The organism is Ruegeria sp. ABV3_008 (assembly GCF_056161185.1).
The window spans coordinates 74404-100195 of sequence record NZ_JBSWYP010000013.1 but is presented as its reverse complement, the minus strand read 5'-3'; the positions used below and the strand labels follow the sequence as shown (position 1 = coordinate 100195).

General features: G+C 60.4%; 23 protein-coding genes. 13 read left to right on the top strand and 10 right to left on the bottom strand.

All coding sequences use genetic code 11. The features are described from left to right. The first annotated feature begins 109 nt into the window (after positions 1–109). The 3 genes from hrpB to ACXAH8_RS19540 all read left to right on the top strand — a co-directional run bounded on the left by hrpB (position 110) and on the right by ACXAH8_RS19540 (position 4742). Positions 110–2560 (top strand): ATP-dependent helicase HrpB, encoded by a 2451-nt coding sequence (gene hrpB / locus ACXAH8_RS19550; RefSeq protein ID WP_475220292.1) that lies wholly within the window; start codon positions 110–112, stop codon positions 2558–2560. Between the two features lie 163 nt (positions 2561–2723). Next, positions 2724–3182 carry an NUDIX hydrolase gene (locus tag ACXAH8_RS19545; protein ID WP_475220291.1) on the top strand — a complete coding sequence of 153 codons (459 nt, stop codon included), beginning with the start codon at positions 2724–2726 and terminating at the stop codon, positions 3180–3182. An 81-nt stretch (positions 3183–3263) separates the two neighbouring features. Further along, a complete protein-coding gene (locus ACXAH8_RS19540) occupies positions 3264–4742 on the top strand; it encodes an inorganic phosphate transporter (RefSeq protein ID WP_475220290.1) in 1479 nt (492 codons plus the stop codon). A gap of 62 nt (positions 4743–4804) precedes the next feature. Here ACXAH8_RS19540 and ACXAH8_RS19535 read toward each other — a convergent pair whose 3' ends face one another. Together ACXAH8_RS19535 and ACXAH8_RS19530 are read right to left on the bottom strand one after the other, a co-directional pair. Then, complete coding sequence (locus ACXAH8_RS19535; protein WP_475220289.1) at positions 4805–5779, bottom strand: 2-dehydropantoate 2-reductase; 975 nt, start codon at positions 5777–5779, stop codon at positions 4805–4807. A gap of 74 nt (positions 5780–5853) precedes the next feature. Beyond that, positions 5854–6816: a pirin family protein gene (locus ACXAH8_RS19530; RefSeq protein WP_475220288.1), complete on the bottom strand. Its 963-nt coding sequence runs from the start codon at positions 6814–6816 to the stop codon at positions 5854–5856. A 283-nt stretch (positions 6817–7099) separates the two neighbouring features. Here ACXAH8_RS19530 and ACXAH8_RS19525 point away from each other — a divergent pair, with 283 nt between their 5' ends. Together ACXAH8_RS19525 and ACXAH8_RS19520 are read left to right on the top strand one after the other, a co-directional pair. After that, on the top strand, positions 7100–7579 hold the full coding sequence (locus tag ACXAH8_RS19525; protein WP_475220287.1) for a peptidase associated/transthyretin-like domain-containing protein: 480 nt from the start codon (positions 7100–7102) through the stop codon (positions 7577–7579). Between the two features lie 8 nt (positions 7580–7587). Then, positions 7588–8184, top strand: a complete 597-nt coding sequence (locus ACXAH8_RS19520) for a ferric reductase-like transmembrane domain-containing protein (protein WP_475220320.1) — start codon at positions 7588–7590, stop codon at positions 8182–8184. Here ACXAH8_RS19520 and argF read toward each other — a convergent pair. Both argF and ACXAH8_RS19510 read right to left on the bottom strand, forming a co-directional pair. Then, positions 8181–9107, bottom strand: coding sequence for an ornithine carbamoyltransferase (gene argF / locus ACXAH8_RS19515; protein ID WP_425083832.1), 927 nt, complete (start codon positions 9105–9107; stop codon positions 8181–8183). The genes ACXAH8_RS19520 and argF overlap by 4 nt on opposite strands. Before the next feature lie 76 nt (positions 9108–9183). Further along, entirely contained in the window at positions 9184–10371 is a 1188-nt protein-coding gene (locus ACXAH8_RS19510) for an acetylornithine transaminase (RefSeq protein ID WP_475220286.1), read from the bottom strand. A gap of 302 nt (positions 10372–10673) precedes the next feature. Here ACXAH8_RS19510 and ACXAH8_RS19505 point away from each other — a divergent pair, with 302 nt between their 5' ends. Further along, positions 10674–11564, top strand: coding sequence for a DMT family transporter (locus ACXAH8_RS19505; protein ID WP_475220285.1), 891 nt, complete (start codon positions 10674–10676; stop codon positions 11562–11564). Here the strand turns inward: ACXAH8_RS19505 and ACXAH8_RS19500 are convergent. Next, positions 11546–12349, bottom strand: a complete 804-nt coding sequence (locus tag ACXAH8_RS19500; protein WP_475220284.1) for an ABC transporter permease — start codon at positions 12347–12349, stop codon at positions 11546–11548. The genes ACXAH8_RS19505 and ACXAH8_RS19500 overlap by 19 nt on opposite strands. 125 nt (positions 12350–12474) lie before the next feature. Here ACXAH8_RS19500 and ACXAH8_RS19495 point away from each other — a divergent pair, with 125 nt between their 5' ends. Beyond that, positions 12475–13050, top strand: coding sequence for a GcrA family cell cycle regulator (locus ACXAH8_RS19495; RefSeq protein WP_475220283.1), 576 nt, complete (start codon positions 12475–12477; stop codon positions 13048–13050). Positions 13051–13283: 233 nt separating this feature from the next. Here ACXAH8_RS19495 and ACXAH8_RS19490 read toward each other — a convergent pair whose 3' ends face one another. Then, positions 13284–14162, bottom strand: a complete 879-nt coding sequence (locus ACXAH8_RS19490; protein ID WP_475220282.1) for a LysR substrate-binding domain-containing protein — start codon at positions 14160–14162, stop codon at positions 13284–13286. Positions 14163–14260: 98 nt separating this feature from the next. Between ACXAH8_RS19490 and ACXAH8_RS19485 the strand changes: the two genes are divergently transcribed. Beyond that, a complete protein-coding gene (locus ACXAH8_RS19485) occupies positions 14261–14965 on the top strand; it encodes an SDR family oxidoreductase (RefSeq protein ID WP_475220281.1) in 705 nt (234 codons plus the stop codon). Beyond that, complete coding sequence (locus tag ACXAH8_RS19480; RefSeq protein WP_475220280.1) at positions 14955–15209, top strand: DUF6552 family protein; 255 nt, start codon at positions 14955–14957, stop codon at positions 15207–15209. Before ACXAH8_RS19485 ends, ACXAH8_RS19480 begins: the two co-directional genes overlap by 11 nt. 104 nt (positions 15210–15313) lie before the next feature. On the opposite strand, the gene ACXAH8_RS19475 is transcribed toward ACXAH8_RS19480, so the two are convergent. Continuing rightward, the gene (locus ACXAH8_RS19475) at positions 15314–16390 is read right to left on the bottom strand and encodes a DUF2235 domain-containing protein (RefSeq protein ID WP_475220279.1); all 1077 of its coding nucleotides are present in this window, start codon (positions 16388–16390) and stop codon (positions 15314–15316) included. Between the two features lie 588 nt (positions 16391–16978). Between ACXAH8_RS19475 and ACXAH8_RS19470 the strand changes: the two genes are divergently transcribed. The 3 genes from ACXAH8_RS19470 (at position 16979) to ACXAH8_RS19460 (ending at position 21819) form a co-directional block, all read left to right on the top strand. Next, positions 16979–20140 (top strand): valine--tRNA ligase, encoded by a 3162-nt coding sequence (locus ACXAH8_RS19470; RefSeq protein WP_475220278.1) that lies wholly within the window; start codon positions 16979–16981, stop codon positions 20138–20140. A gap of 143 nt (positions 20141–20283) precedes the next feature. After that, positions 20284–21447, top strand: a complete 1164-nt coding sequence (locus ACXAH8_RS19465; protein ID WP_475220277.1) for a benzoate/H(+) symporter BenE family transporter — start codon at positions 20284–20286, stop codon at positions 21445–21447. 39 nt (positions 21448–21486) lie between these two features. Continuing rightward, positions 21487–21819, top strand: coding sequence for a DnaJ family domain-containing protein (locus tag ACXAH8_RS19460; protein ID WP_475220276.1), 333 nt, complete (start codon positions 21487–21489; stop codon positions 21817–21819). Here the strand turns inward: ACXAH8_RS19460 and ACXAH8_RS19455 are convergent, their stop codons facing one another. Next, the gene (locus ACXAH8_RS19455; RefSeq protein WP_475220275.1) at positions 21820–22602 is read right to left on the bottom strand and encodes a crotonase/enoyl-CoA hydratase family protein; all 783 of its coding nucleotides are present in this window, start codon (positions 22600–22602) and stop codon (positions 21820–21822) included. 125 nt (positions 22603–22727) lie between these two features. Between ACXAH8_RS19455 and ACXAH8_RS19450 the strand changes: the two genes are divergently transcribed. Continuing rightward, positions 22728–23837: a pyridoxal phosphate-dependent aminotransferase gene (locus ACXAH8_RS19450; RefSeq protein WP_475220274.1), complete on the top strand. Its 1110-nt coding sequence runs from the start codon at positions 22728–22730 to the stop codon at positions 23835–23837. Positions 23838–23917: 80 nt separating this feature from the next. On the opposite strand, the gene ACXAH8_RS19445 is transcribed toward ACXAH8_RS19450, so the two are convergent. Then, positions 23918–25108 (bottom strand): pyridoxal-phosphate-dependent aminotransferase family protein, encoded by a 1191-nt coding sequence (locus ACXAH8_RS19445; protein WP_475220273.1) that lies wholly within the window; start codon positions 25106–25108, stop codon positions 23918–23920. A 51-nt stretch (positions 25109–25159) separates the two neighbouring features. Further along, entirely contained in the window at positions 25160–25792 is a 633-nt protein-coding gene (locus tag ACXAH8_RS19440; RefSeq protein WP_475220272.1) for a bifunctional 4-hydroxy-2-oxoglutarate aldolase/2-dehydro-3-deoxy-phosphogluconate aldolase, read from the bottom strand.

The following is a 25792-nucleotide window of genomic DNA, read 5'->3' as shown; positions in this document are numbered from 1 at the left end:
CTTTAGAATCCGCCCTAGATGAATGTGCGACGCGTGGTTTGTCCAGAGGCCCTGCGGGATTAACTGCGCTGCTTCTGGACGTCGGGTCTCGCTTTGGCGATAAGGCCGCATGAGCCGTTTGCCGATAGATGACGCCCTTCCGGAACTCCTGGAGGCCCTGAGAACCCATGGTCGTGCCGTGCTGCAGGCCCCGCCGGGCGCGGGCAAGACGACGCGGGCGCCTCTGGCGATGCTAGAGGCCGGACTATGCGCCGGTCGGATTGTGATGTTGGAGCCCCGCCGGCTGGCTGCCCGCGCCGCAGCCGAACGTATGGCCGAAACGCTGGGCGAACGCGCCGGGCAAACGGTAGGTTACCGCGTCCGAGGCGATGCGAAAGTGTCGAAATCCACCCGGATCGAGGTGGTCACCGAAGGCATCCTGACCCGTATGTTGCAATCCGAACCGGACCTGCCCGGCGTCGGAGCGGTGATTTTCGATGAGTTCCACGAACGCTCTCTGAACGCCGATCTGGGACTGGCTCTGTGTCTTGAGGTGACCGGAGCCCTGCGCGATGATCTGATCCTGCTGGCGATGTCCGCGACGCTGGATGCAGATCCTGTGGGGAGGTTGATGAAGGCCCCGCTGGTGACCTCGGAAGGCCGCAACTATCCGGTTGAAACGCGATGGTTGGAGAAACCATTGGGTGCGCAGGCCCAGCGGCTGGATGCGCTGATTGATCTGGTCGCTAAAGCTGAGCGGGACAGCCAGGCTATCGGTGGCGGTATCCTCGTGTTCCTCCCGGGCGAAGGAGAGATTCGGCGCGCAGAAAGCGCACTGTCCGGACGTTTGCCACAGGATTGCGTTGTGCGCCCTCTCTTTGGGGCCATGCCCTTTGCCGCCCAGCGCGCGGCCATTGCGCCGGTTGAGAGCGGGCGGAAGGTGGTGCTGGCAACCTCGATTGCCGAAACCTCGCTGACGATCCCCGATATCCGCGTCGTGGTTGATATGGGACAGGCCCGGCGGGCACGGTTCGATCCCGGCTCGGGCATGTCGCGGCTAGTGACGGAACGGGTGACACGGGCTGAAGCGACCCAGCGCGCAGGCCGGGCGGGCCGGGTTTCAGACGGGCTGTGCTATCGGCTGTGGTCGAAAGGCGAAGAGGGGGCATTGGCCGCCTACCCGCCTGCCGAGATCGAGGCCGCCGACCTGACCGGGCTTGCGCTGGAACTGGCACTCTGGGGGGCCGAAGCCGGCGATCTGGCATTTCTGACAGCTCCGCCCGAGGGCGCTCTGGCTGAGGCGCAGGCGCTGCTGACCTTACTGGGCGCTTTGGATGGCAAGGGGCGGATCACGGATCATGGGCGTGCATTGGCTGCCCTGCCCTTGCATCCCCGCTTGGGTCATATGCTGGTTACGGCGGGGGCGCAGGCAGCCCCTCTGGCCGTACTGATGGCGGAACGTGATCCGCTGAAGGGCGCTCCGGTTGACCTGTCCTTGCGGCTTGAGGCTCTGCGCGACGCCCGTGCGTTTCAGCGCAGCCGAGTGTGGCAGGTCAATATGGGCGTGTTGGACCGGGTCAAGGCCGAGGCCAAACGGCTGCGGGCACAGGCCGAATCTGAGGTCGAAAACCTCAGCCCCGCTGCCATGGCTGCGCTGGCCTATCCCGACCGCATTGGCCAAAGGCGCAAGGGCGACGCGCCACGCTATGTGCTGTCCGGCGGCAAGGGCGTTGTTCTGGACAATGGCGACACGCTGGCAGGCGCGCCCTATTTGGTGGTCATAGATACGGACGGCAACCCGCGCGAGGCGAAGGCGCGCATGGCCGTTCAGATCAGCGAAAGTGAAATTCGCGCCCTGTTCGCAGATCAGATCGGATGGGAGACCAGTTGCGTCTGGTCAAAACGCGACCGACGGGTCATTTCACGGCGGCAAGAACGCCTCGGCGCAATCACGCTAGAGGACCGGATCTGGAAAGACGTCCCCGAGGACGCGATCGCCCGTGCCATGTTGGACGGCGTGCGCGATCTGGGGCTGCGGTTGGAGGGCGCAGCCGCCCGGCTGGCCGCGCGGGTTGAACTGGTGCGAGCTGATGGGGTCGACCTGCCCGACTTCTCGGGCCAAGGGCTGATCGAAACAGTGGAAGATTGGCTGCTGCCGATGCTCTCGGGCGTGCGCAGTGCAGAGGACTGGAAGCGCTTTGACCTGCTGCCCGCGCTGCGGGCCCGTTTGGACTGGGCGCAGACGCAAGAGCTGGACCGCCTTGCTCCGGGATCCTTCGTTACCCCGCTGGGCCGCAAGGTTCCCATCGACTATGGCGGCGACGCGCCCGAAATCTCGGTGCGTCTGCAAGAGCTGTTCGGTGTCACGCGCCATCCGGTGGTCGGAGGCACACCGCTGAAGATCACCCTGCTGTCTCCCGCGCAACGCCCGATCCAGATCACCCGCGACCTGCCGGGGTTCTGGGCTGGCTCTTACGCGGATGTCCGCAAGGACATGCGCGCGCAATACCCCAAACACCCTTGGCCCGAAGATCCAACGCAGGCCGATCCGACGTTGCGGGCCAAACGAAGGCCCGGCTGAGGCATCACCAAGCACCGAATTTTGCCGAATTCCCCCCAAATTGCGACAAAATTGCCGCCAAACCCCTAAGAAAAGCCGTTTTTCCGAGGTTACGTTGCATTCATCTACTCCGACGACTATCTGAACATGCATTGAGGTAAGATGTTTTCCGAGCGGCAGAAGAATGAAAGCGCAGTTGCAGAGAATCTGGGATGAGGTCGGACGACCTATGATACAGCGACCCAAGCGCGTGCAGGTGGCCGCCCTCTGTACGCGTCAGACCAAATCAGGCCACGAGGTTCTTTTGGTGACCAGCCGCGATACCGGGCGCTGGATCATTCCCAAAGGCTGGCCGATCGACGGACTGGACGGAGCCGGAACTGCCCTGCAAGAGGCTTGGGAAGAGGCCGGCGTGCGCGAGGCCAAAGCCAAAAAAGAGCCAGTGGGTCACTTCACCTATGACAAGGTCCTCAAAGACGGCTCAGTCGAAGCAGTGTTGACCAGCGTCTACCGTCTTCGCGTGACGAAACTTCTGGATGACTTCCCCGAAGCAGATCAGCGTCAGCGGAGCTGGGTGACGCCGAAGATAGCAGCTGAACGTGTGGATGAGCCTGAACTCAAGGCCCTTCTAAGGCATCTTTAAGGGTCAAGTGGCGTCATGGTTGCCCTCAGGTCGTGAAACCTGTAGGGACCGGCGTCAATCTTTTTGGACCTCATCACACCCATGTCGAACACGAACTCCAAACCGCGCTGGAAGGCGCTGGACAGCGACCTGCATCGCATCTCGCGGGTCGAGACAGCAAATGCGCATGTCGCCCGCCCCTTGCTTGCACCAGGCATAGCTCTGGCCTTCATGGCATTGGCCGGGTTGACGGCGGCAGTTCTGTTCGGGCAAGCGGATGGTGGCGTCATCGTCGTCGCAGCGGCGGCGTTCGGGGCCTATATGGCAATCAATATCGGCGCCAATGACGTGGCCAACAACATGGGCCCGGCCGTGGGTGCAAATGCCCTGACCATGGGCGGCGCGATTGCCATCGCGGCCATTGCCGAAAGCGCAGGCGCGTTGCTGGCAGGTGGAGATGTGGTTTCAACCATCTCCAAGGGGATCATTGACCCGGCCTCAGTCCAGAACAGCAATGTGTTCATCTGGGCGATGATGGCGGCACTGATCTCCTCGGCCATGTGGGTCAACCTTGCGACCTGGCTGGGCGCGCCTGTTTCGACCACCCATTCCGTCGTGGGCGGAGTCATGGGTGCTGGCGTCGCCGCGGCAGGGCTGAGCGCGGTCAGCTGGGGAACCATGGGGGCGATCGCGGCCAGCTGGGTGATCTCTCCGGTTCTGGGAGGCGTGATCGCGGCTGTGTTTCTGGCGCTTATCAAGGCCAAAATCCAGTATCGGGACGACAAGATTGCAGCCGCACAACGCTGGGTGCCGATCCTCGTGGGGCTGATGGCCGGTGCGTTCGCCACCTATCTGGCGGTTAAGGGGCTTAAGAAAATCGTTGCGATTGATCTGAACACAGCTGTTCTGATCGGTTTGGCCGCCGGTCTGATGGCATGGGCCGTGACGGTGCCTTGGGTGCGCCGTCGCTCGCAAGGGCTGGAGAACCGCACGCGGTCGCTGAAAACCCTGTTCGGGTTGCCTCTGGTGATTTCAGCGACCTTCCTAAGCTTTGCGCATGGGGCCAATGACGTGGCAAATGCGGTCGGCCCTCTGGCCGCTATCGTGCACGCAGCCGAGTTCGGAGATTTTGCCGCCAAAGTCACCATTCCCACATGGGTCATGGTGATCGGAGCCTTTGGGATTTCCTTTGGTCTGTTCCTGTTCGGGCCGAAACTGATCAGAATGGTGGGCAGTCAGATCACCAAGCTGAACCCGATGCGCGCCTTCTGCGTCGCGCTGTCTGCCGCAATCACCGTGATCCTGGCCAGCTGGTTGGGCCTGCCAGTCAGTTCGACCCATATCACCGTGGGTGCCGTTTTTGGCGTAGGCTTCTACCGAGAATGGCATTCTGATCGACGCTGGGCACACTCCAACCGCCAACGCCCGCCCGAGCAGCGACTGGCGCGGGAAGAGCATCAGCGGCGCAAGCTGGTTCGCCGGTCGCATTTCATGACGATCGTGGCCGCTTGGGTGGTGACCGTTCCAGCAGCGGCTGTGTTGTCCGCTGTGATTTTCTGGATGCTGACTGCATTTGGATAAGCTGGGGACTTGCGAGGCTCTGCCTCGCGCTCCGCGATATTTTTAGCCAGATGAAGAGCGGATCAGGGTCTGATCTGGGCAGGCCGCATGGGTTCTGTTGTGGTTGCACGGATCAATTCGGCGACCCGGCTGTTGATTGGGGTTGGTCTGTTCAGGGACACGCCTAGACGGATAATTTCACCTTGCAGACTGTCGATTTCCGTAGGGCGACCAGCGCTGAGGTCATAGGCCATCGAGGTTCGCGCGCTGGGGTCGATGGTCAGCATTTTAGAGGCGATGCGCTTGAACAGAGGTGTCGGCAGGCGCAGGATATGCGGCGTCATCCATGCAGGCAGCGGCGTGGTCGAGGCGACCGGGTGACCGGCGGCTTTAAGAACTGAAAGCGCCTCGACCATCTGATCGGCCATCAGGCTACGCCAACTGCGGTCCGTCAATTGTTCGACCAGCGTAAGGCCAGATAAGGCATTCAGCGCGTTGTTGAGGTTGATGACGAGCTTGCCCCACTGAACGGCCTCGATCTGGTCGCTCTCGGTGATCGCAAGCTGAGCGCTGGTCAGATGTTCAGCCAAGGACCCCGGGCCCGCTTGTATGACGATATCCCCGGACGTGGCGCGGTGATAGGTGGCAGGTCGGTTTGGAACCACGTTGAAAGGCACCATCCCCGCGCGAACATCGTGGTTGGGCAATGCGGCGCGCAGGGTTCGGGCGTTCTCCATCCCGTTTTGCCACGAAAGGACCGGAGCCGACTGCGACGCGTGCGCAGCGATCAGCGCCGCCATGTCTTCGGTCGCGCCAGATTTCACAGTGACGATGATCAGATCGGCTTTGGCCAGACAAGTGGGATCTGTGCTGAGCGTCAGCGACGTCGCCGGAACCGTGAGGCTGAGACCCGAGAAATCGGTGACCGTCAGCCCCTGCTCTCGGATCGGGTCCAAAACGCGGGCGCGGCCGAGCAGAGTGACCATATGCCCGGCATCAGCCAGCAACGCGCCGCAATAGCAACCGATACTGCCCGCACCTGCAATAACGATCTTCATGGCGATCCCTCCGTTGCGGCAAGGATCACCGGGATGGCATGCCGGGGCAAGTCCAGCGTCAGGTAACGTGGCGTTCAGCGGGCTAGTCTGGGTTTGGTGCGTTCCAGTTCCGGCGAGATGGGTATGAACTCCTGATCATCGCCGGGCGGCAGGTGGAAGGCTCCGTTCGCCCAGTCGGCGTTCTTCCATTCCCGTGTTGCGTGTTCGATTTTTTCCTTCGACGAGGACACGAAATTCCACCAAATATAGCGCTCTTCGTTGAGGGTCGCGCCGCCGAGCAACATAAGCCGCGCGCCCATCGGCCCGGCCGTGACCGAGAGCTTGTCGCCCGGACGGAAAACCATCATGCGACCGGCCTCGAAGTTATCGCCCGCAATCTCGACTGAGCCTTCGGTGACATAGACGCCCCGATCCTCATGGTCGTCCGGCAGCGGGAACGAGGCACTAGGGTCCAGTTGGACATCCAGATAGAATGTCTCGGACAGCATGGTGACCGGGCTTGTCTCACCATAGGCCGAGCCGAGGATCAGGCGGGCGCTGACGCCTTTGTCCTGAATATGGGGCAGCGCGCCTTGTTTGTGATGCTCAAAATCCGGTGCCATATCCTCATGCGCTTCGGGCAAGGCGATCCAGGTCTGGATCCCGAATAGCTTGTTTTCGCGGGCGCGCGTCTCAGCACTTGTGCGTTCAGAGTGGGTCACGCCGCGACCGGCGACCATCCAGTTGACCTCACCGGGGTAGATCATTTGGTGGGTGCCCAGACTGTCCCGATGTTCGAACTCGCCCTGATACAGATAGGTCACCGTCCCCAGCCCGATGTGAGGATGCGGGCGGACATCTATGCCGCCTTCGGTGATGAACTCGGCTGGACCCATCTGATCGAAGAAGATGAACGGCCCGACCAGTTGGCGTTCGACCGATGGCAGCGCCCGGCGCACTTCGAACCCGCCCAGATCACGGGCACGCGGGATGATCAACGTCTCAAGCGCCGGGTTTTCCGTGACGCAGTCGGGGGTGTGAGTCGGGTTCCAGCTCATGCCTGATCTCCTTTGGTCGGACGGACTAACTTTCTAACGTTCCTGAATGCACTGTAGCGCAGAGTTCACGACATGTATCGCGCAACTATGCACATACTTGGTGCGGCGTCTGGTTCGTTGAAGCTCGGTGGGCCATGTACCGTCACATAGCCGTGAACATTAAATTGTCCACGCTTAGACGGCGCGCGCTCGGTTTTCCAAACAAGCGTGCTATATTTTGGGATAGGCGAACCCGGCCAGTCAGGTCGGGCTAGAATGTGGGCCACATGACAGGAGAGTTTCCATGACGCGCCTTCATATAACCCGCCGGTCTCTTCTAGTTGCCGGCATTGGCACCCTCGCGACGGGTTTATCGGAGGGAGCGCACGCCAGCGGGCTCGCTGCGACCCCTTCGATGCGCGGTGGGTCCAACAACTATCGCCCCGGCGCGCCGATCGTCGACAGGATCGGTGGCGGAGGGTTCTGGATGACAGGCACGGTGCGACGCGCCGGGGATGGAGCGCCCCTGCCCGGTCAACGCATCCAGATCTGGGCGCACACGACCGAAGGGCACGAGCGCGATCCTCACAGTCACGGAGCGACCTTGACCGACGCCAATGGCGAGTTTCGGCTGGAGATGCCGCAGATCGTGCCTGCCTTCGGGCAACCGCATGGGCATCTGGCCTATGACAGCGGTGAGTTCCAGACGGTGTTCCTGCGGCCTGTGATGTCTAGCGCGAAAGACAAGACGCTGGCCGCACATTTCGTGCTACAACCTGCCTGAACCAAGTGATCCGCATCGCTCTGATTTGGCTGGGGATTGGGGGAGCGTTGCTTGGTCCTTTGATCACGGCCGCAACCAGCCCTTATCTCGCTTGGCGTGACCCAATCTACATCCTAGCAGGCTTTGCCGGGGTTCTGAGCCTTGGGTTGTTGTTGCTTCAACCTCTACTGGCGGCCAGAATTTTGCCGGGTCTTGCCCCGATGAACAGCCGTCGCATGCACAGATGGGTCGGGATTACGTTGATCTTGGCGATCTTTATCCATGTTGGCGGCCTTTGGATTACCAGCCCTCCGGATGTGGTGGATGCGTTGCTCTTCGTCTCAGCGACCCCGTTTTCCGCTTGGGGAGTGATCGCCATGTGGGCGGCATTTTTTGCGGCGTTTCTGGGTATCTACCGACAGCGCTTGGCCTTGCGGTTTCGCGTCTGGCGGCTAACGCATACGACGCTGGCTTCTGTGACGATCGTCGGAAGCGTTGTGCATGCCATGCTGATCGAGGGCACGATGGAGATCATGACCAAGACCGCCCTCTGCGTTTTGGTGCTATTAGCGAGCGGGCGGGCGCTCGCCAAACTGCGTGTTTGGGACGTGAGGAGACGGGCTTAAACGCCCAGACACCACCGCATCACTGCCTTTTGCGCATGAAGGCGGTTCTCGGCCTCATCAAAGATCACGGAGTTCGGGCCGTCCATCACCTCGGAGGTCGCTTCTTCCTCGCGGTGGGCGGGCAGGCAGTGCATGAACAGTGCATCCGGCTTGGCATGGGACATCAGCTCGGTATTGACCTGATAGGGGCGCAGCATGTTGTGGCGGCGCTCTTTCGCGGATTGGCTGTCATGCATCGAGACCCAGGTATCGGCAACCACCAGATCTGCGCCCTCAACGGCCTTGTAGGGATCTCGCTCAACGACGATTTTCGAGCCCTTCTGACGGGCAAAACCAATGAATTCTTCCTCGGGGTCGAACTGTGCCGGGCCGGTGAAGGTCAGGTCAAAGCCGAACTGCCCTGCCGCGTGAAGGAACGAGGCGCAAACGTTGTTCCCGTCGCCGGTCCAGACCACTTTTTTACCCGCAATAGGGCCGCGGTGTTCTTCGTAGGTCAGGATATCGGCCATGATCTGGCAAGGATGGGTGCGGTCGGTCAAGCCGTTGATCACAGGTACGTCCGAGTATTCGGCCATCTCGGTCAAGACGGTCTCGTCAAAGGTGCGGATCATGATCATGTCCACATAGCGTGACAGGACACGCGCCGTGTCGGCGATGGTTTCGCCATGCCCCAACTGCATGTCCTTGCCGGACAGAACCATGGTCTGACCGCCCATCTGGCGAACACCGACATCAAAGGACACACGCGTCCGGGTCGAGGGTTTTTCGAAGATCAGCGCGACCATATGGTCTTTGAGCGGCTGTTCATCATCCAGCGCGGCTTTTGGCCGTCCAAGGCGGGCCTGTTTCATCGCGCCCGCTTGATCAATCATGTTGCGCAGGTCGGCTGCGCCGGTTTTGTGAATATCAAGGAAATGGTTCATATCGTTTCGCTTTTGGCTGTGTGGTACGTGGGGGCCAGCCCCCACACCCCCGAGGAATTTGTGAACAGAAGAAGGATCAGGCGGTGGCCAGGTTGGCTTCGATTTGCGTTGCGGCCTTATCGAGGCGGATCATCGCCTGGGCGATATCGTCCTCGGTCAGGGTCAGTGGCGGCAGCAGGCGAATGACGTTGTCGGCGGCGGGAACCGTGATGACCTCGTTGTCATAGCCTGCGTTGACGACGTCGATATTTGTCGCTGTGCACTTCAGGCCCAGCATCAAGCCGGTGCCGCGCACCTCTTCGAAAACCTCGGGGTGGTCGGCCACCAAGCCTTCGAGTTTCTGGCGAAGCAAGCCAGCCTTGCGGTTGACGCCTTCGAGGAAGGCAGGCGTGGCGACCTGGTCGATCACGGCGCAACCAACGGCGCAACCGAGTGGATTTCCTCCGTAGGTCGAGCCATGCGTGCCTGCGGTCATGCCGCTGGCGGCCTCTTCCGTGGCCAGCACCGCGCCCAGAGGGAAGCCTCCGCCGATGCCTTTGGCGACCATCATGATATCGGGCGTGATACCCGCCCATTCGTGGGCAAAGAGCTTACCGGTCCGGCCCACGCCGCACTGGACCTCGTCCAAGATCAGCAACAGGCCGTGTTCGTCACATATCTGACGCAGGGCTTTGAGTTCGGCGTCGGGAACGGGGCGGATTCCGCCTTCGCCCTGCACCGGCTCGATCATGATTGCCGCTGTTTTTTCGGTAATCGCATTGGTGACTCCGTCCAGATCTCCGAAGGTGAGATGCACGAAACCGGGCAGCAGAGGGCCAAAGCCTTTGGTCATCTTCTCGGACCCGGCGGCGGCGATACCAGCCGAAGACCGTCCGTGGAACGAGCCATCGAAGGTGATGATCTCGACCTTCTCAGGCTGGCCTTTGTCATTGAAATACTTGCGGGCCATTTTCACGGCCAGTTCGCAGGACTCGGTGCCCGAGTTGGTAAAGAACACCGTGTCGGCGAAGGTATGCTCGACCAGCTTATCGGCCAGCGCCTGCTGCTGCGGAATGTGGTAGAGGTTCGAGACATGCCACAGCGCGTGTGCCTGCTCGGTCAGCGCGTTCACAAGCGCCGGATGCGCGTGGCCCAGCGCGTTCACCGCGATGCCCGCCCCGAGGTCCAGAAAACGTCGGCCATCCGCCTCGGTCAGCCAGGCTCCTTCGCCCTTCACGAAAGTCAGGGGCGCACGATTATATGTCGGCAGAACGGACGGGATCATCGGATCATCCTTTTAAGATAGCTTAAGCCCTGTGAGTGATACACCGGGGCCATGGTCGTCAACTGATTTGGTGGAGAATGCGCGGATTTGGACAGCGCAAATAGATCAAACGGGCCGGTTATGCGGTCAGGCGTCGGCGTCGGAGGCGCAGGATATGTGCGGTTTTGATCATGGCGGCTCGTATAGCGAGGTTCGATCTGTCTGGGAAGACCAATAGTTAGAAAGCCCTGAAATTTCACAATGAGATGAGAAGCCGCCATTTCACGCTTGCTATTTCAACTCCTGTGGCACACCGCTTGGCCATGATGCCGACACCTCAGAATCCGCCCCTTGCGGCCCTGTTGATCTTTGCCGCCAGCGCCCTGCTCGCAGGGACAACATTGCTGGCCAAAGCGTTGGGGACAGACACGCTTGGCCCTGCGCTGCATCCGATGCAGATCAGCCACGGGCGGTTTCTGTTTGCCTTTGTGGTGATCGTGACCGCCACAGTTGTTCTGCGCCCGGCGCTGAGGCGCCCTCATTGGGGGCTGCATATCGGCCGCACCAGTTTCGGATGGCTGGGGATCACGCTGATGTTTGCATCCGTCGCTTATATCCCGATCGCGGACGCCACGGCGATTTCCTTCCTTAACCCGGTTTTTGCGATGGTTCTGGCCATCCCGCTGCTGAAAGAAGGTGTCGGCCCTTGGCGTTGGCTGGCCGCAGCGGTGGCTTTAACCGGGGCACTGATTCTCTTGCGCCCGACGCCTGCCAGTTTCCAACCGGCCGCCCTGTTGGCCCTGACGGCGGCCGTGGTGATCGGGATGGAGCTGATTTTCATCAAAAAACTCTCGGGCCGCGAGATTCCGATCCAGATTCTTTTGGTGAACAACGGATTGGGCCTGACCATCGCCTCGGTCGCGGTGATTGCCGTGTGGCAGGCGCCGACCCCTGCACAATGGGCAGCTTTGGCCGGAATCGGGGGGTTGATGGCCTGCGCGCAGGCCTGTTTCGTCAACGGAATGGCCCGCGCCGATGCCTCGTTCGTTGCGCCCATCAGCTATGCCACATTGATCTTCGCGGCGTTCTACGACTTTGCGATCTTTAGCGTGATCCCGGATCGGATCAGTATCATCGGCTCATCCATAATCCTGACAGGCGCGTTGATTCTGGTCTGGCGCGAAACCATTCACCGTCAGGCCTTGAGCCGGTAGCCCGTCCGTAACATCTGCCAGGTCACCGCACCGACGAACAGCGTCGCCCCGGTGCAAACTGCCATTCCCAGCCAAGGTGAGCTATCGGAGACGCCGATCATCCCATAGCGCAGACCGTCGATCAGATAGAAAACCGGATTCAGATGACTCAGTTTGTTCAGCATCGGAGGCAGCGCCTCGACCGAGTAGAAGGTACCCGATAGGAAGGCTAAGGGCGTGACGATGAAGTTGGTGATCGCGGCCATCTGGTCGAATTTATTAGCAAAAATCCCGGCAAACAGGCCCAGCGCGCCCATGAAGGCTCCGCCTAGAATCACGAAGATTAGGGTGATGAATAGGTTCTGCGGCGCAATCGACAGAAACACCAGAAACGCGAGGGCCACAACACAAGCAATCAAAACGCCGCGCGCGATGCCGCCTGCAAGATAACCCAGCAGGATCTCCAGTGGGGAAAGCGGTGGCATCAGGGTATCCACAATGTTCCCCTGCACTTTCGAAATGACCATAGAGGACGAGGTATTGGCGAAGGCATTCTGGATCACCGTCATCATCATGATACCGGGCGCCAGAAAGATCAGAAACGGAACACCCATCACGTCAGGCCGACTTGGGCCGATGGCAATAGTGAAGATCAACAGGAACAATCCAGCCGTCACCAGCGGGGCCAGCAAGGTCTGGGTCCACACTGCCATAAAGCGCAGGGTTTCGCGTTTGGCCAGCGTGTAGAGGCCCATCCAATTGACCGCGCCAAACCGGCGCGCGTCCTGATCCATAAGATTCTGCATGAGAGCCTTTTAACTGATTCGAAGACCGCTTGTAACTCGGCCCGCAGTGATTAGAATAGGGCGCTGAGACGAATTCCCAAGGCGGCCCGAATCCGGGGCCGCTTTCCGCTTTTGAAAGGCAACCGATGTCCTGGACTGACGAGCGCGTAGAACTGCTGAAGAAAATGTGGGGCGAGGGCCAGTCGGCCAGCCAGATCGCCAAGGAACTGGGCGGCGTGACCCGCAACGCGGTGATCGGCAAGGTCCACCGTCTGGGCCTGTCCAACCGCGCAACCGGTACAACGCCCGCCAAGGCCGAGCCCAAGGAAAAACCGGCACCCGCGCCCAAGGCCGAGGCGAAACCAAAGCCCGCACCCAAGACCGAACCCGCGCGTCCCGCCCCTGCCCCGGCAGCCGAGGCGAAACCTGCGGTTCCCGCCCGCCGTCAGATCATCCCGGCGGGTCAACCTCTGCCGCCGCAGCCTTCGGCGAATGAGATCAGCCCCGAGGCGCTGGCCAAGGTCAATGAGGTTGAGAAGAAAGCCAAGAAGCTGACGTTGATGGAGCTGACCGAAAAGACCTGCAAATGGCCCGTCGGCGACCCCGCGACCGAGGATTTCTGGTTCTGCGGCCTGCCGGTTGAAGCGGGCAAGCCCTACTGCGAGGCGCATGTCGGCGTGGCCTTCCAACCCATGAGCTCGCGCCGCGACCGTCGGCGGTGATTGGGAACGCCAAAACCATATTTCTATTCTGGAATGTGGGAAGGGTGCGGGGTTTCTCCGAGCCTCTTATCGGAAGTGTTGCGAAGTCAAAACAACACTAGGCGTACCGGGCGCTGACGCGAAAAACATCCTCGCAGCTTTCCGCAAGGCTGTATTAGATCGGGGCGTCGGATGTGCGGACTCTACCGCCATTCGCCCGAATGATTTGAATGACTGTTTTCCATTCAAGGCATTCAGCTATCCTCCGTTGAGCGCAACTTGAGCCATGCCACAACGTTGGCCACTGCCTCATGGTTTTTAGTGGCTCGCGACATGAGGACATAGAAGTCATTTCTGCTCACGTCCCAGGCTGCACCAACCTCGACCAAGCGTCCGGCTTCAATGTCATGAGCTACTAGAAACCGGCTTACCAAGGCCACGCCTTGTCCAGCGATGGCAGCGTCGACCGCAAGCGACGTTTGGCTCAAGCGGAGGACACGGGGAGACTGGTCCTCGACGCCCAATTGCGCAAGGTAGCTGGGCCATAGATCATGGGTGTCATGGATCTTCGGCAGTTTGGCGAGGGTTTCTGGCTCAAGGAGACTACCGTCCTTGGCCGCGAATTTTGGCGCGGCTACCGCGATGAGCGATTGCTTGAACAAAAGCGTCACGTCCAGTGAAGCGCCGAAGGGTGGCGACCCTTGGCGCACTGCGAGGTCTATCCCGTCGCTATGAAAACTCGAGACTTTCTCAGTGGCCATGATTCGCAAATCAATGTTCGGGTATGCCGCCGAAAAATCCGGTAGGTTGGGGATCAGCCATTTTGCAGCGAAAGTCGGAGTGACGCTGATAAGGACTTTGTACGGCTCTGGCTTCAACTCGGCAGTTGCGGATCGAAGGTCTGCAAACACGTCAGCGATCCGGTTGTGAAAGCTGCGTCCTACCGATGTAAACCGTAGGCCCTTCGGTACCCGTTCAAACAAGGCCACATCAAGATGCGCTTCGAGCTGACGCACTTGTTGCGCCACGGCCCCTTGCGTGACGCCCAATTCATCAGCGGCGGCTCGGAAACTAAGGCGGCGGCCTGCTGCATCGAAAGCACGCAAACTATTGAGCGGGGGAAGGTCAGTCATTTTGCGATAGTATTTCTACTGTCATGTAACATCAATTCTCAATCGATCTCTCTCATATTGATATCCATATATAGTCCAATCATGAAAGGACACTAGTTATGTCAGTAGAAAAAGTAGCACTGGTCACAGCGGGCGGTAGCGGCATGGGAGCGGATGCAGCCCGTAAATTGGCGGAAGATGGGTTCAAGGTTGGCATCCTGTCCTCGTCCGGCAAGGGTGAGGCGCTCGGCGGCGAACTCGGCGGCTTTGGCGTGACCGGCTCTAACCTTGACGGAGAAGCGCTGAACGCTTTGGTCGAGGGTGCGAAGGATCGTTGGGGCCGTATTGATGTCTTGGTGAACTCTGCTGGCCACGGACCGAAGGGTCCGGTTCTCGAAATCAGCGACGACGAATGGCATAAAGGGATGGAAGTCTACCTGATGAACGTGATCCGCCCGACAAGGCTTGTCACACCCACAATGCAGGCGCAGGGCGGCGGAGCAATCATCAACATCTCAACCTTTGCGGCATTCGAACCCGACCCTCTTTTTCCAACGTCGGGGGTATTCCGGGCCGGGCTTGCTGCATTCACGAAGCTCTACTCGGACAAATTTGCGTCAGAGAACATTCGTATGAACAACGTCCTTCCGGGCTTCATCGACAGCCTGCCCGAAACCGAAGACCGCAAAGCGCGTATTCCCATGGGGCGTTACGGGTTGGCGTCGGAGGTGTCTTCTCTTGTTTCGTGGCTCGCCTCAGAAGATGGTGGCTACATGACGGGACAAAACCTGCGTATCGACGGAGGCTTGACCCGTGCAGTCTGATGCTTTGGTCCTTGGATCGCCTCGCGAGCGCCTTGTCTTCGCTGTCAAGTGGGGCGCATCCGCCGTTCAGATCATGGGATATACTGCAACGGGGTTTGGTTGGGCACCTTGGAACCTATACATGTTTCTTGTCGGTGTAGTTGGTTGGTTCGCCGTTGGCGCACTGTGGCATGACAAGGCGCTCATGCTTGTCCACCTTGTCGCGCTAGGCGCAATGATTGCTGGTATGGTTAGCAGCAGATGAGCAAAAGCAGCCATTCGTGCATAGCGTGGCATTCGGTATATCTGGGCTCGAAGCAGACATTGAGGTTTCGGTGATCTTGGAGCCGAGGGCACATGATCGGTATTTTACTGCGCCGGATGGGACGGCAGATCCGGTTCAGGTTGCCAGCCGGGCACATCTTCTGGCGCGACCGAGGCGTGCAGGTGTTCGGACTGGTCCTTGCCCACTATCCGTCTTTTGCGCAGCAGAAAAATCTTGCCCCACCCGCGCCACGTCCCAACCGAAGCCCCTTGGGCATTGGTCGGAAAACGAGCACGCCATCCCTCCGGCAGCGGCAGCCCATGCCGCTCGGCCTTGTCCAGCATCCAGATGAGAGAGATGTTGCTGAGGGCGCGTGCCTCTTCGTAGCCGTTCAACTGACCACCCACATCGCCATGGGTGCCCCGGAACCAGACCTGTTCGACATGGCCTTTGAACTCTGGTGTGCATTTCCACAGGACAGGTTCATAGACCTCCCGGGTCTCGTTCAGGGCCATCGCGTGATATCCGTGGCGGATCGCGCGGCCCAGCTGATGATTGTGGAAGGCGTGCTTTTCCTCAGCCCAACGCCACAGCAGCGGTAGGCGCAGACCAAGCGCTTTGACCGTGTCCCACACCCCGACCATCTCAATTGCCACATCCTCATGGCAAAATTTGCGGCGGAAATCGCGGGCCGCCGTGCCACTCGGGTTGCATTCATAGTGGCGGTAGGCCTGCTTGATGTTCCGCTCGGTCGCGTGTTCCGCCTTCAACAAGCCGATCATGTCGATCACACCCGCAAGGCTGCGAACACCGTAGGCCCCACGGGAATACCCTATAAAGTAAATCCGGTCTCCGGGTTTGTAGCGCGAGGCCAGATAGCCATAGGCCCGACGGATCTGCCGATTGATCCCCCGCCCCATCATCACATCGAGCGAAGACTTCCAGCTTTCCCACTGCACGCCAGCCTCATAAAACACGGAAACCTGAGGCCCCATTTCCTGACACAGGCGAAACGTCTGCCCAGCATGGGTTTCGAAGCCAGGCTCCAGCGTCGACATTGTTCCGTCCAGAATGACAACATGGCTGATCGGCTCACGGTGCAGCGCTTCGGCGGAATGCTCAGAGCGTAAGGGTCGCCCGAGCCATCCAAGAACCTTTCTGCTTAACCGTGACAGAATCATATCTCAGCCACTCCTGTACTCTTCGAGGGAGCGCGCGCGCCTCAGCATTGCGCCTCCCTGACCTTCAAGGGGCATCTGCAGCTGAGGCCTATGCGCCCATATCCCGCCTCGGTTCAACCGCCAACCCATTACTTGCCCACGCGCCGGTAGAGGCGAGGTACACTCAAGGATGGGTTTCATCCGCATGTCGGACAAGAGATCCAACGAAACCGTGAGACGTTGAAGCATAGCTGCAAGCCTAAGTGCGCAATTGGGCATCATCATGACTAAGGCGTGCGGCATGCGTGACCTCATCGTTACAGCCACCATATGTCTGAATATATTACGAAAGCTCAAACGCATTGCAAAATTCCCGAAACCGTCTGACGACAGATCACGAAACGAGCAGTGAAGCCGCATCTTTTCGGGTCGCCCCATCTCGTGACAGCACGTTACAAGTGTAGCTGAACGACCCAGTGCCTGTCTGTGGCGTCGTTCACTATCCCGGCGGGCCGAATGCCTTGTGGATTTGAGCGCAAAGCCTTCCCCTTTTGCCATCCTTTCGCTATTTCACGCACTAACCAAGATTGATGACGCAGGACGCACCCCATGGCGATGGAAAAGACATTCAACGCGGCCGAGGCTGAGGCCCGCATCTACGAGGCCTGGGAACAGGCCGGAGCCTTCAAGGCAGGCGCGAACAAATCGCGTGACGAGAGCTTTACCATTATGATCCCGCCGCCCAACGTGACAGGTGCTTTGCACGTGGGCCATGCGTTCAACAACACGCTTCAGGACATCCTGATCCGTTGGCACCGGATGCGCGGCTTCGACACGCTCTGGCAGCCCGGCCAGGACCACGCAGGCATCGCCACACAGATGCAGGTTGAAAAGATGCTGGCCGCCACACAACAGCCGGGTCGGCGCGAGCTGGGCCGTGAGAAATTCCTTGAGAAAGTCTGGGAATGGAAAGGCGAATACGGTGGCACGATCATCGAGCAGCTGAAACGTCTCGGTTCCTCCTGCGACTGGTCGCGCAACGCGTTTACCATGGCGGGTGCGGCGGGCGATCCGCGCACAGGCCATGAAAATTCGGCCAATTTCCATGACGCCGTGATCAAGGTCTTCGTCGATATGTACGAAAAGGGCCTGATCTATCGCGGCAAGCGTCTGGTCAACTGGGACCCGCATTTCGAAACCGCGATCTCGGACCTTGAAGTCGAGAATATCGAAGTCGCGGGCCACATGTGGCACTTCAAATACCCGCTGGCCGGGGGCGAGACCTACACCTATGTCGAGAAAGACGAGGACGGGAATATCGTGCTCGAGGAAGAGCGCGACTATATCTCGATCGCCACGACGCGCCCTGAAACCATGCTGGGCGACGGCGCGGTCGCGGTTCATCCCTCGGATGAGCGTTATGCGCCCATCGTCGGCAAGCTTTGCGAAATCCCGGTTGGTCCGAAAGAGCATCGCCGTCAGATTCCGATCATCACCGATGACTACCCTGATCCCGATTTTGGCTCGGGCGCGGTGAAGATTACCGGCGCGCATGACTTCAACGACAACATGGTCGCCAAGCGCGGCGGCATCCCGATGTACCGCCTGATGGACACCAAAGGCGCGATGCGGGCCGATGGTGCGCCTTACGCGGAAGAAGCGGACAAGGCGCAGGAATACGCACGCGGCAAGGAGTTCACCGAGAATGAGATCGACGCGATCAACCTGATCCCCGACCACCTGCGCGGCCTCGACCGATTCGAAGCGCGCGCGAAGGTTGTCGAAGAAATCACTGCGGACGGTCTGGCTGTTATGACCCGCGCGGATGATCCGCGTCTGGGTTCAACCGCTCTGAAGCCCGATCATGAAGGCGCGGACAAGCTGGTCCCGTTGGTCGAAAGCAAACCAATCATGCAGCCCTTCGGCGACCGCTCGAAAGTCGTCATCGAGCCGATGTTCACCGACCAATGGTTCGTCGACGCGGCCAAAGTCGTCGGCCCCGCGCTGGATGCGGTCAAGGACGGTACAGTCAAGATCATCCCCGAGTCTGGCGAGAAAACCTATTACCACTGGCTGGAAAACATCGAGCCCTGGTGCATTTCGCGCCAGCTGTGGTGGGGGCATCAGATTCCGGTTTGGTATGGCCTCGATCTCTCGGCTGAGAACTTCAAGGACGACGAAAACGACGGTGACCTTGATCTGGTCGAATTGGGCCGTTTGCTGAACGAAGGCGGCATGTTGCATCGTGGCAATGTCATGGAATGCGCTGCGAGCCTTGAAGCCGTTACAGAGAAATTCCTCGATGACAACGCAAACATCCCCAGCCCGCTGAGCCATGCGACGGTTGTCGAAGTCGCCGACAAGCAGGAAGCGATCCATCAGTTCGCTGAAAGCCTTGCTCGGTACGCGGTCGATCAAGACCCGACCAAGCTGGTCTACCCGGTCTGGCGCGATCCCGACGTCCTCGACACCTGGTTCTCTTCCGGCCTCTGGCCCATTGGCACACTGGGCTGGCCTGAACAGACCGAAGAATTGGAGCGCTACTTCCCCACGGATGTCTTGGTTACCGGTTTCGACATCCTGTTCTTCTGGGTCGCCCGGATGATGATGATGCAACTGGCCGTCGTCGATCAGATCCCGTTCCACACCGTCTACCTGCACCAGCTCGTCCGTGACGAGAAGGGCAAGAAGATGTCCAAGACCACCGGCAACGTCATTGACCCGCTGGAGATCGTGGACGAATTCGGTGCCGACGCACTGCGGTTCACCAACGCCTCGATGGCGGCGATCGGCGGCGTGCTGAAACTGTCCCGCGAGCGCATCACCGGTTACCGGAACTTCGGCACCAAACTTTGGAACGCCGTCCGCTTTGCCGAGATGAACGAGGTCTTCACCGACGCCGTGCCGCAACTGGACGTGGCCGACCTGAAGCCCAAGGCGGCTGTAAACCGCTGGATCATCGGCGAAACCGCCCGCGTGCGGGAAGAGGTCGATGCGGCACTGGAAAGCTACCGCTTCAACGACGCCGCCAACGGTCTGTACGCCTTTGTCTGGGGCAAGGTCTGCGACTGGTATGTGGAACTGTCGAAACCGCTGCTGCAAGGCGACGATGCCGAAGCGCAAGCCGAAACCCGCGCCACCATGCGCTGGGTTCTGGATCAGTGTGTGGTCCTACTGCACCCGATCATGCCCTTCATCACCGAAGAACTCTGGGGCCTGACCGGTGACCGCGCCAAGATGGTCGTGCACGCCGACTGGCCGACCTATGCCGCCGCTGACCTAATCGACGCCGACGCGGATCGCGAAATGAACTGGGTGATCTCGGTGATCGAAAACACCCGCTCGGCCCGCGCGCAGATGCGGGTTCCTGCTGGCCTCTATGTCCCAATGCTGGTGACCGAGATCGACGATCACGGCCAAGCCGCATGGGACCGCAACGAAGCGTTGATCAAACGCCTGGCACGGATCGACAGCCTGACCAAGGCCGACGAGCTGCCAAAAGGCACCATCTCGATTGCCGCCCCCGGCGCTTCTTTCGGCCTGCCGCTGGCTGATATCATCGACATCGGTGCCGAAAAGGAACGGTTGGAGAAAGCCAAAGGCAAACTGGCCAAGGAACTCGGCGGTCTGCGGGGACGTCTGAACAACCCCAAATTCGTGGCCTCGGCCCCGGAAGAGGTGGTTGAGGAAGCCAAAGCCAACCTCGCTGCGCGCGAAGAAGAAGAGGCCAAGCTGAACGAAGCCCTCGCTCGTCTGGCCGAACTCGCCTGATCTTCTTCTCGTTCCAAATACGGAAATCCCGACCTCATCACCCGAACCGGTGGTGAGGTTTTTCTTTACCTTCAGAGCTTTCCCCTTGTTCGCGCCAGCCCGCGCTTGTTAGCACTTCGGAATAACAACCCTCCGAGGCCCCTATGGCACGACCTTTCCCTCCGATGCAGACCGTCTCAACCGGACTGGTAGTCGCCATTGTCGGGTTCTTCAGCTCATTTCCCATCGTGCTGCAAGGGCTGAGTGCGATGGGCGCATCACCAAGCCAAGCAGCCTCGGGCCTGATGAGTGCTGCAATTGCAATGGGGCTGGCGGCGATTGTTCTTAGCCTGCGTTACCGGCAACCAATCAGCGTGGCCTGGTCCACCCCCGGAGCGGCGCTGCTGGCGGTCTCAGCCACCCCGGTCGCAGGCTTCTCAGGCGCAATCGGCGCCTTCCTCTGCGCCGGAGCTTTGACGATTCTGGCCGGACTTTGGAAACCCCTAGGGCGTCTGGCCGCTGCGATCCCGACCACTCTGGCACAGGCGATGTTGGGCGGTGTTCTTTTGCCCCTGTGCATTGTCCCATTCAAAGCGGCTGTTGAGCTACCCTGGCAGGCCCTGCCCGTGATCCTGACGTGGTTCATCGCCGGACGTCTTAACCGTCTGTTTGCTGTTCCCGCAGCCGTCGTCGCCGCGGCGCTGGTGGTGGTGTTCAGCGCCGATGGTACTTCGGTCCGGCCCGAGGCCTATCTGGCCGCGCCTGTCTGGACGATGCCCTCATTCTCACTTGCGTCAGCTATCGGCATCGGCCTGCCGCTATTCGTCGTCACAATGGCAACCCAAAACATCCCCGGCATCGCCGTGATGCGCGGCTTTGGCTACACACCCGCACCTGGCAAGCTGTTTTCCTCCGTCGGAGGGGCGAGCATGTTGTCGGCCCCATTTGGAGCCCCCGCCACCTGTCTGGCGGCCATCACCGCCGCGATGTGTTCGAACGAAGACAGCCACCCGGACCGCACCCTGCGCCATTGGTCGGCAATCATGGCCGGTGTGTTCTACTGCGTCTTCGGAATCTTCGCCGTGGCGATCACAGGCTTTGCCGCCCATGCCGACCCGCTGCTGATGGGCACGCTGACCGGCGTGGCCCTGATTGGCGTTATGGCCAACGCCACCTTCGCAGCACTGGAAATACCCGCCGAGCGAGAAGCCGCGATTCTGACCTTCGCCATCACCGCCTCAGGGATCACGGTGTTTGGTCTGGGCGCTGCGGTCTGGGGCTTGATGGCTGGGGGCGTCGCCTACATCTTGACCACCAAACTGCGATGATCCCTTTCTCCCCACGCCTGAAAAAGTTATCCTGCGCCCATGTTCGGATCACTTGGAAAACTGGTGGAACGCCAGATAGAGAAGGCTCAGGCCGAGGGTCAATTACAGGGTCTTGAGGGCGAAGGTGCGCCTCTGCCTGATCGCTCTGGCGAAGCGCAAAGCGATCCCGCCATTGCGGCCGGTCATCGGATCATGGCGCAGGCCGGGGTACTGCCCGAGGAGTTCGACATCAAAAAACAGTTGGACGAGGCCCGCAAGGAATATGCCGGACTGACCGATCCCGAGGCCCGCAAAGCCACGATGTCTAAGATCGCCGATCTCGAAATGCGCTACAACATGGCCCGAGACGCGCGGCGTGCCTTCATGCGGTGATCACTTGAACTCGGGCTTTCGGCCCTGCATCTGTGCCATCACAACCTCCATCTGGTCAGGCTTTCCAATCAGATCCACCTGTTCCGAGGACTCGGCCAGCAACACATCGGCGCGCGGATTGGTTTCGGCGAAATCTATGAGGCGCTTGGCGGCGCGGATGGCTGAGGGGCTTTGCGAGGTGATGTTTTCAGCCAATGCAAGTGCTTCGGTCTGTGGATCATCGGACAGCTTGGTGACCAAGCCCCACTCGGCCGCCTGTGCAGCCCCAATGGGACGCGCGGTATAGGTCAGCAGCCGCAAAACGTCTGAGCGAACCAGCTTCGGAAGCAGAACCATGCCACCCATATCGGGAATGATGCCCCATTTCATCTCCATCACTGCCAGCTTCGCCTCGGGGTGGGCGATGCGGATATCCGCGCCTAGGGCAATCTGAAGACCGCCCCCATAGGCCGCGCCTTGGATAGCGCAGATGACAGGAACAGGGATGCGTCGCCAGATCAGGGCCAGTTCCTGCATCTCGTTGGCGTCCTCGTGGTTGCGGGTCATCAGCCATTCGGTCGGGTCCATATGGGCCATTTTCGCGAAACTCGCCATGTCGAGACCGGCACAGAAGCTTTTGCCCTCACCCGACAGGACCACGGCGCGGGCGTCTGAGGCCGCAACCTCTTGCCCGGCGGCCAGCAGCGCTTTGATCATCGCCTCGTCCAGAGCATTCATCTTGTCGCCGCGCGTCAGCGTGACATGAGCGATGCGATCCTTGTACTCGACAGATACGCGCGCCATTGCGGACCTCCTTGTTTTGCAATCTTGGTAAGACTGCCCCGAATGCGAGTGTAGTTCCACTGCGACGTTGAGGCATGTTGAGGCGCGGGCTTGCAGCAACCCGCACGGTGGGCTTATCTGCGCCTATGACCAGACCTCGCTACACATCGCTCGCCCAATCCCTGCCCGCAACCGTCCCGTTTGTGGGGCCGGAAACACAGGAGCGCCAACGCGGTGCCCCCTTCAAGGCGCGGCTTGGTGCGAACGAAAGCGTGTTTGGCCCCTCGCCTCGTGCAATTGAAGCGATGCAACGGGCCGCCAGTGAGATCTGGATGTATGGTGACCCCGAGAATCACTATCTGCGCCATGCTTTGGCCGAGCATCACGGGGTTACGCCCGAGAACATAGTGGTGGGCGAAGGCATCGACGGGCTGTTGGGCTACTTGGTGCGGCTATTGATCGGACCGGGCGATGCGGTTGTGACTTCTGACGGCGCCTATCCAACCTTCAATTACCATGTGGCAGGTTTCGGAGGGGTTTTGCACAAAGTCCCCTATCGCGACGACCACGAAGACCCCGCAGCTTTGTTTGCCAAGGCAGCAGAGGTGGATGCCAAGCTGGTCTATCTGGCCAACCCCGACAATCCGATGGGAAGCTGGCATTCGGGCGCCGATATCGTGGCCGCGATGGACGCTCTGCCTGCGGGGTGCCTGCTGGTACTGGACGAGGCCTATGTCGAATGCGCGCCGGACGGCACTGCTGCGCCCGTTGCCGCCGAAGATCCGCGCGTGATCAGGATGCGAACGTTCTCCAAAGTGTATGGGATGGCAGGCGCACGGCTGGGCTATGCCATCGGTGCCCCCGAATTGATTGCCGCCTTTAACAAAGTACGCAACCATTTCGGGATGAACCGGGCTGCACAGGCCGGAGCACTAGCCGCGCTTGAGGATGGTGACTGGCTGTCAGAAGTGCAGGCTCGGATCACTGAGGCTCGGGATCGTATCGGGCGAATTGCGCAGGCCAACGGTTTGACCCCGTTACCTTCGGCCACGAATTTCGTTGCGATTGACTGCGGGCGTGACGGGGTGTTTGCCAAGGCTGTTCTGGACTCGCTGGTCGAACAGGGTGTGTTTGTGCGAATGCCATTTGCGGCCCCGCAGAACCGATGTATTCGCGTGAGCTGTGGTGGAGAGGCAGAGTTGGCGGCCTTTGAGGCGGCCCTGCCTTTGGCCTTGGCGCAAGCTCGGGCGGTCTAGGGGGGCTGTCTGCCCCCCATCGCGCCAAGGCGCGATTCCCACCGAGGATATTTTGAGCCAGATGAAGAGGCAGACCTGCGCTATGTGGCCAGTGTCGCGGCGGCGGCTTCCAGCGCGCCTTGGCCGCGGGGGATATCAAGTGCCGCCATGGCGGTTTCCATGCCACCCAGCATCGCCATGATCATCTGCGCGTTGACGTGCCCCATATGGCCCAGGCGGAAGCAACCGTCCCAGTCCTCCATCCCCAAGCCAATACCCAGTGTCAGGCCAAGCTGATTTTCGGTGTAGTTGCGCAGCGGTGTACCGCGCCCCTCGGTCAGGCGTAGGGCGGTGACGGCGTGGCTGCGATGGGTCGGGTCGGTGACGTTGAAATGAAGCGCTCCGCCTTGCGCCCAGACATCGCAAGCAGCCCAGATAGCCTTGGCAAGGCGCTCATGACGGGACCAGACGTTTTCGAGACCCTCACGGTGGATCAGGTCCAGCGCGGCACGCAGGCCGTAGAGGTGATGAGTCGGCGCGGTGCCGTTGAAATACTGATAGAACAGCTCGGGGTTGGCGCGCGGTTGCCAATCCCAATATTGCGAAACGCGGGGCATTGCAGCACGTTTCGCCTTCGCTTTGTCGTTGAAGAAGACAAAGCCGGTGCCCGCCGGGGTCATGAGGCCCTTCTGGCAGGCTGTCACGGTGACATCGACTCCCCAAGCGTCCATCTCGAACCGGTCGCAACCCATCGAGGCGATACAGTCGGCCATTAGCAACGCTGGGTGGTTCAAGTCATCCAGCAGGGCGCGCAAGGCAGGGATATCATTCCGGATCGAGGTGGACGTATCCACATGGACGGCAAGCACAGCTTTGATTTTGTGCTCCTTGTCGGCGTTCAGCGCCTCGGCGATGTGGTCGAGATCCCAGGGTGAAGACAAGCCGAAGTCTATCAGGTCGATCTTTGCGCCGATCCCCTCGGCCATCTCGGCCCAGCCATGGGTGAAACGACCCGAGGCCGGGGCTAGAACGGTTTCTCCGGGGGCGATCACATTCGATAGCGCGGCCTCCCACGTGCCGTGGCCGTTGGCGATATAAATGGCGACGTCGTGCTGGGTTCCGGCCACGCGCTTTAGGTCCTGCGTCAGCGCGGGCATCATCTCGATCAACGCGCCATCGTAGATATTGGGCGACGGGCGGTGCATGGCTTGCAACACCGCGTCGGGCATAACCGAAGGGCCGGGAATGGCCAGATACTCGCGCCCATGCACAAGGGAGGTTTGGTTGTTCATGAGGGTAACCTGTTTAACTTGTGGCTTACCCTAGCGTTTCGACTTTCGGCGTCAATCCGTCAGGTGGGTCGCCTCACGCGCAAGCGCTTCGATCCCGGACCAGTCACCCTCTTGAACCATCTGCTTGGGCGCGACCCAGCTTCCTCCGGCGCAGGCCACGTTGGACAGCGAAAGGTAGTCGCGGGCATTTGAGGGCGATACTCCGCCTGTGGGGCAGAACGTGATCTGAGGCAGGGGCGCCCCTATGGCTTTGAGGGCCGGTGCACCGCCCGAGGCCTCGGCGGGGAAAAATTTCAGCATGTCATAGCCCTTTTCCAGCAGGGCCATCGCCTCACTCGCAGTGGCCGCGCCGGGCAAAAGGGGCAGGCTTTCGGCTTCGCATGCGGCGATCAGGGCATCGGTCGCGCCGGGCGAGACGCCGAACTGCGCGCCCGCCTCTTTGGCGGCGCGGACGTCTTCGGGAGTGACCAGCGTGCCTGCGCCCACGACGCCTCCGGGCACAGCGGCCATGGTGCGGATCACGTCCAGTGCCGCAGGGGTGCGCAGAGTGACTTCGAGCGCGGGAAGACCACCTGCGACCAGCGCCTCTGCCAAGGGGCGGGCGTGGGCCGCGTCATCGACGACGAGCACCGGAACGATGGGGGCCAGCGCGCAGATTTCGCGGGTGCGTTGGGTTTTGGACAT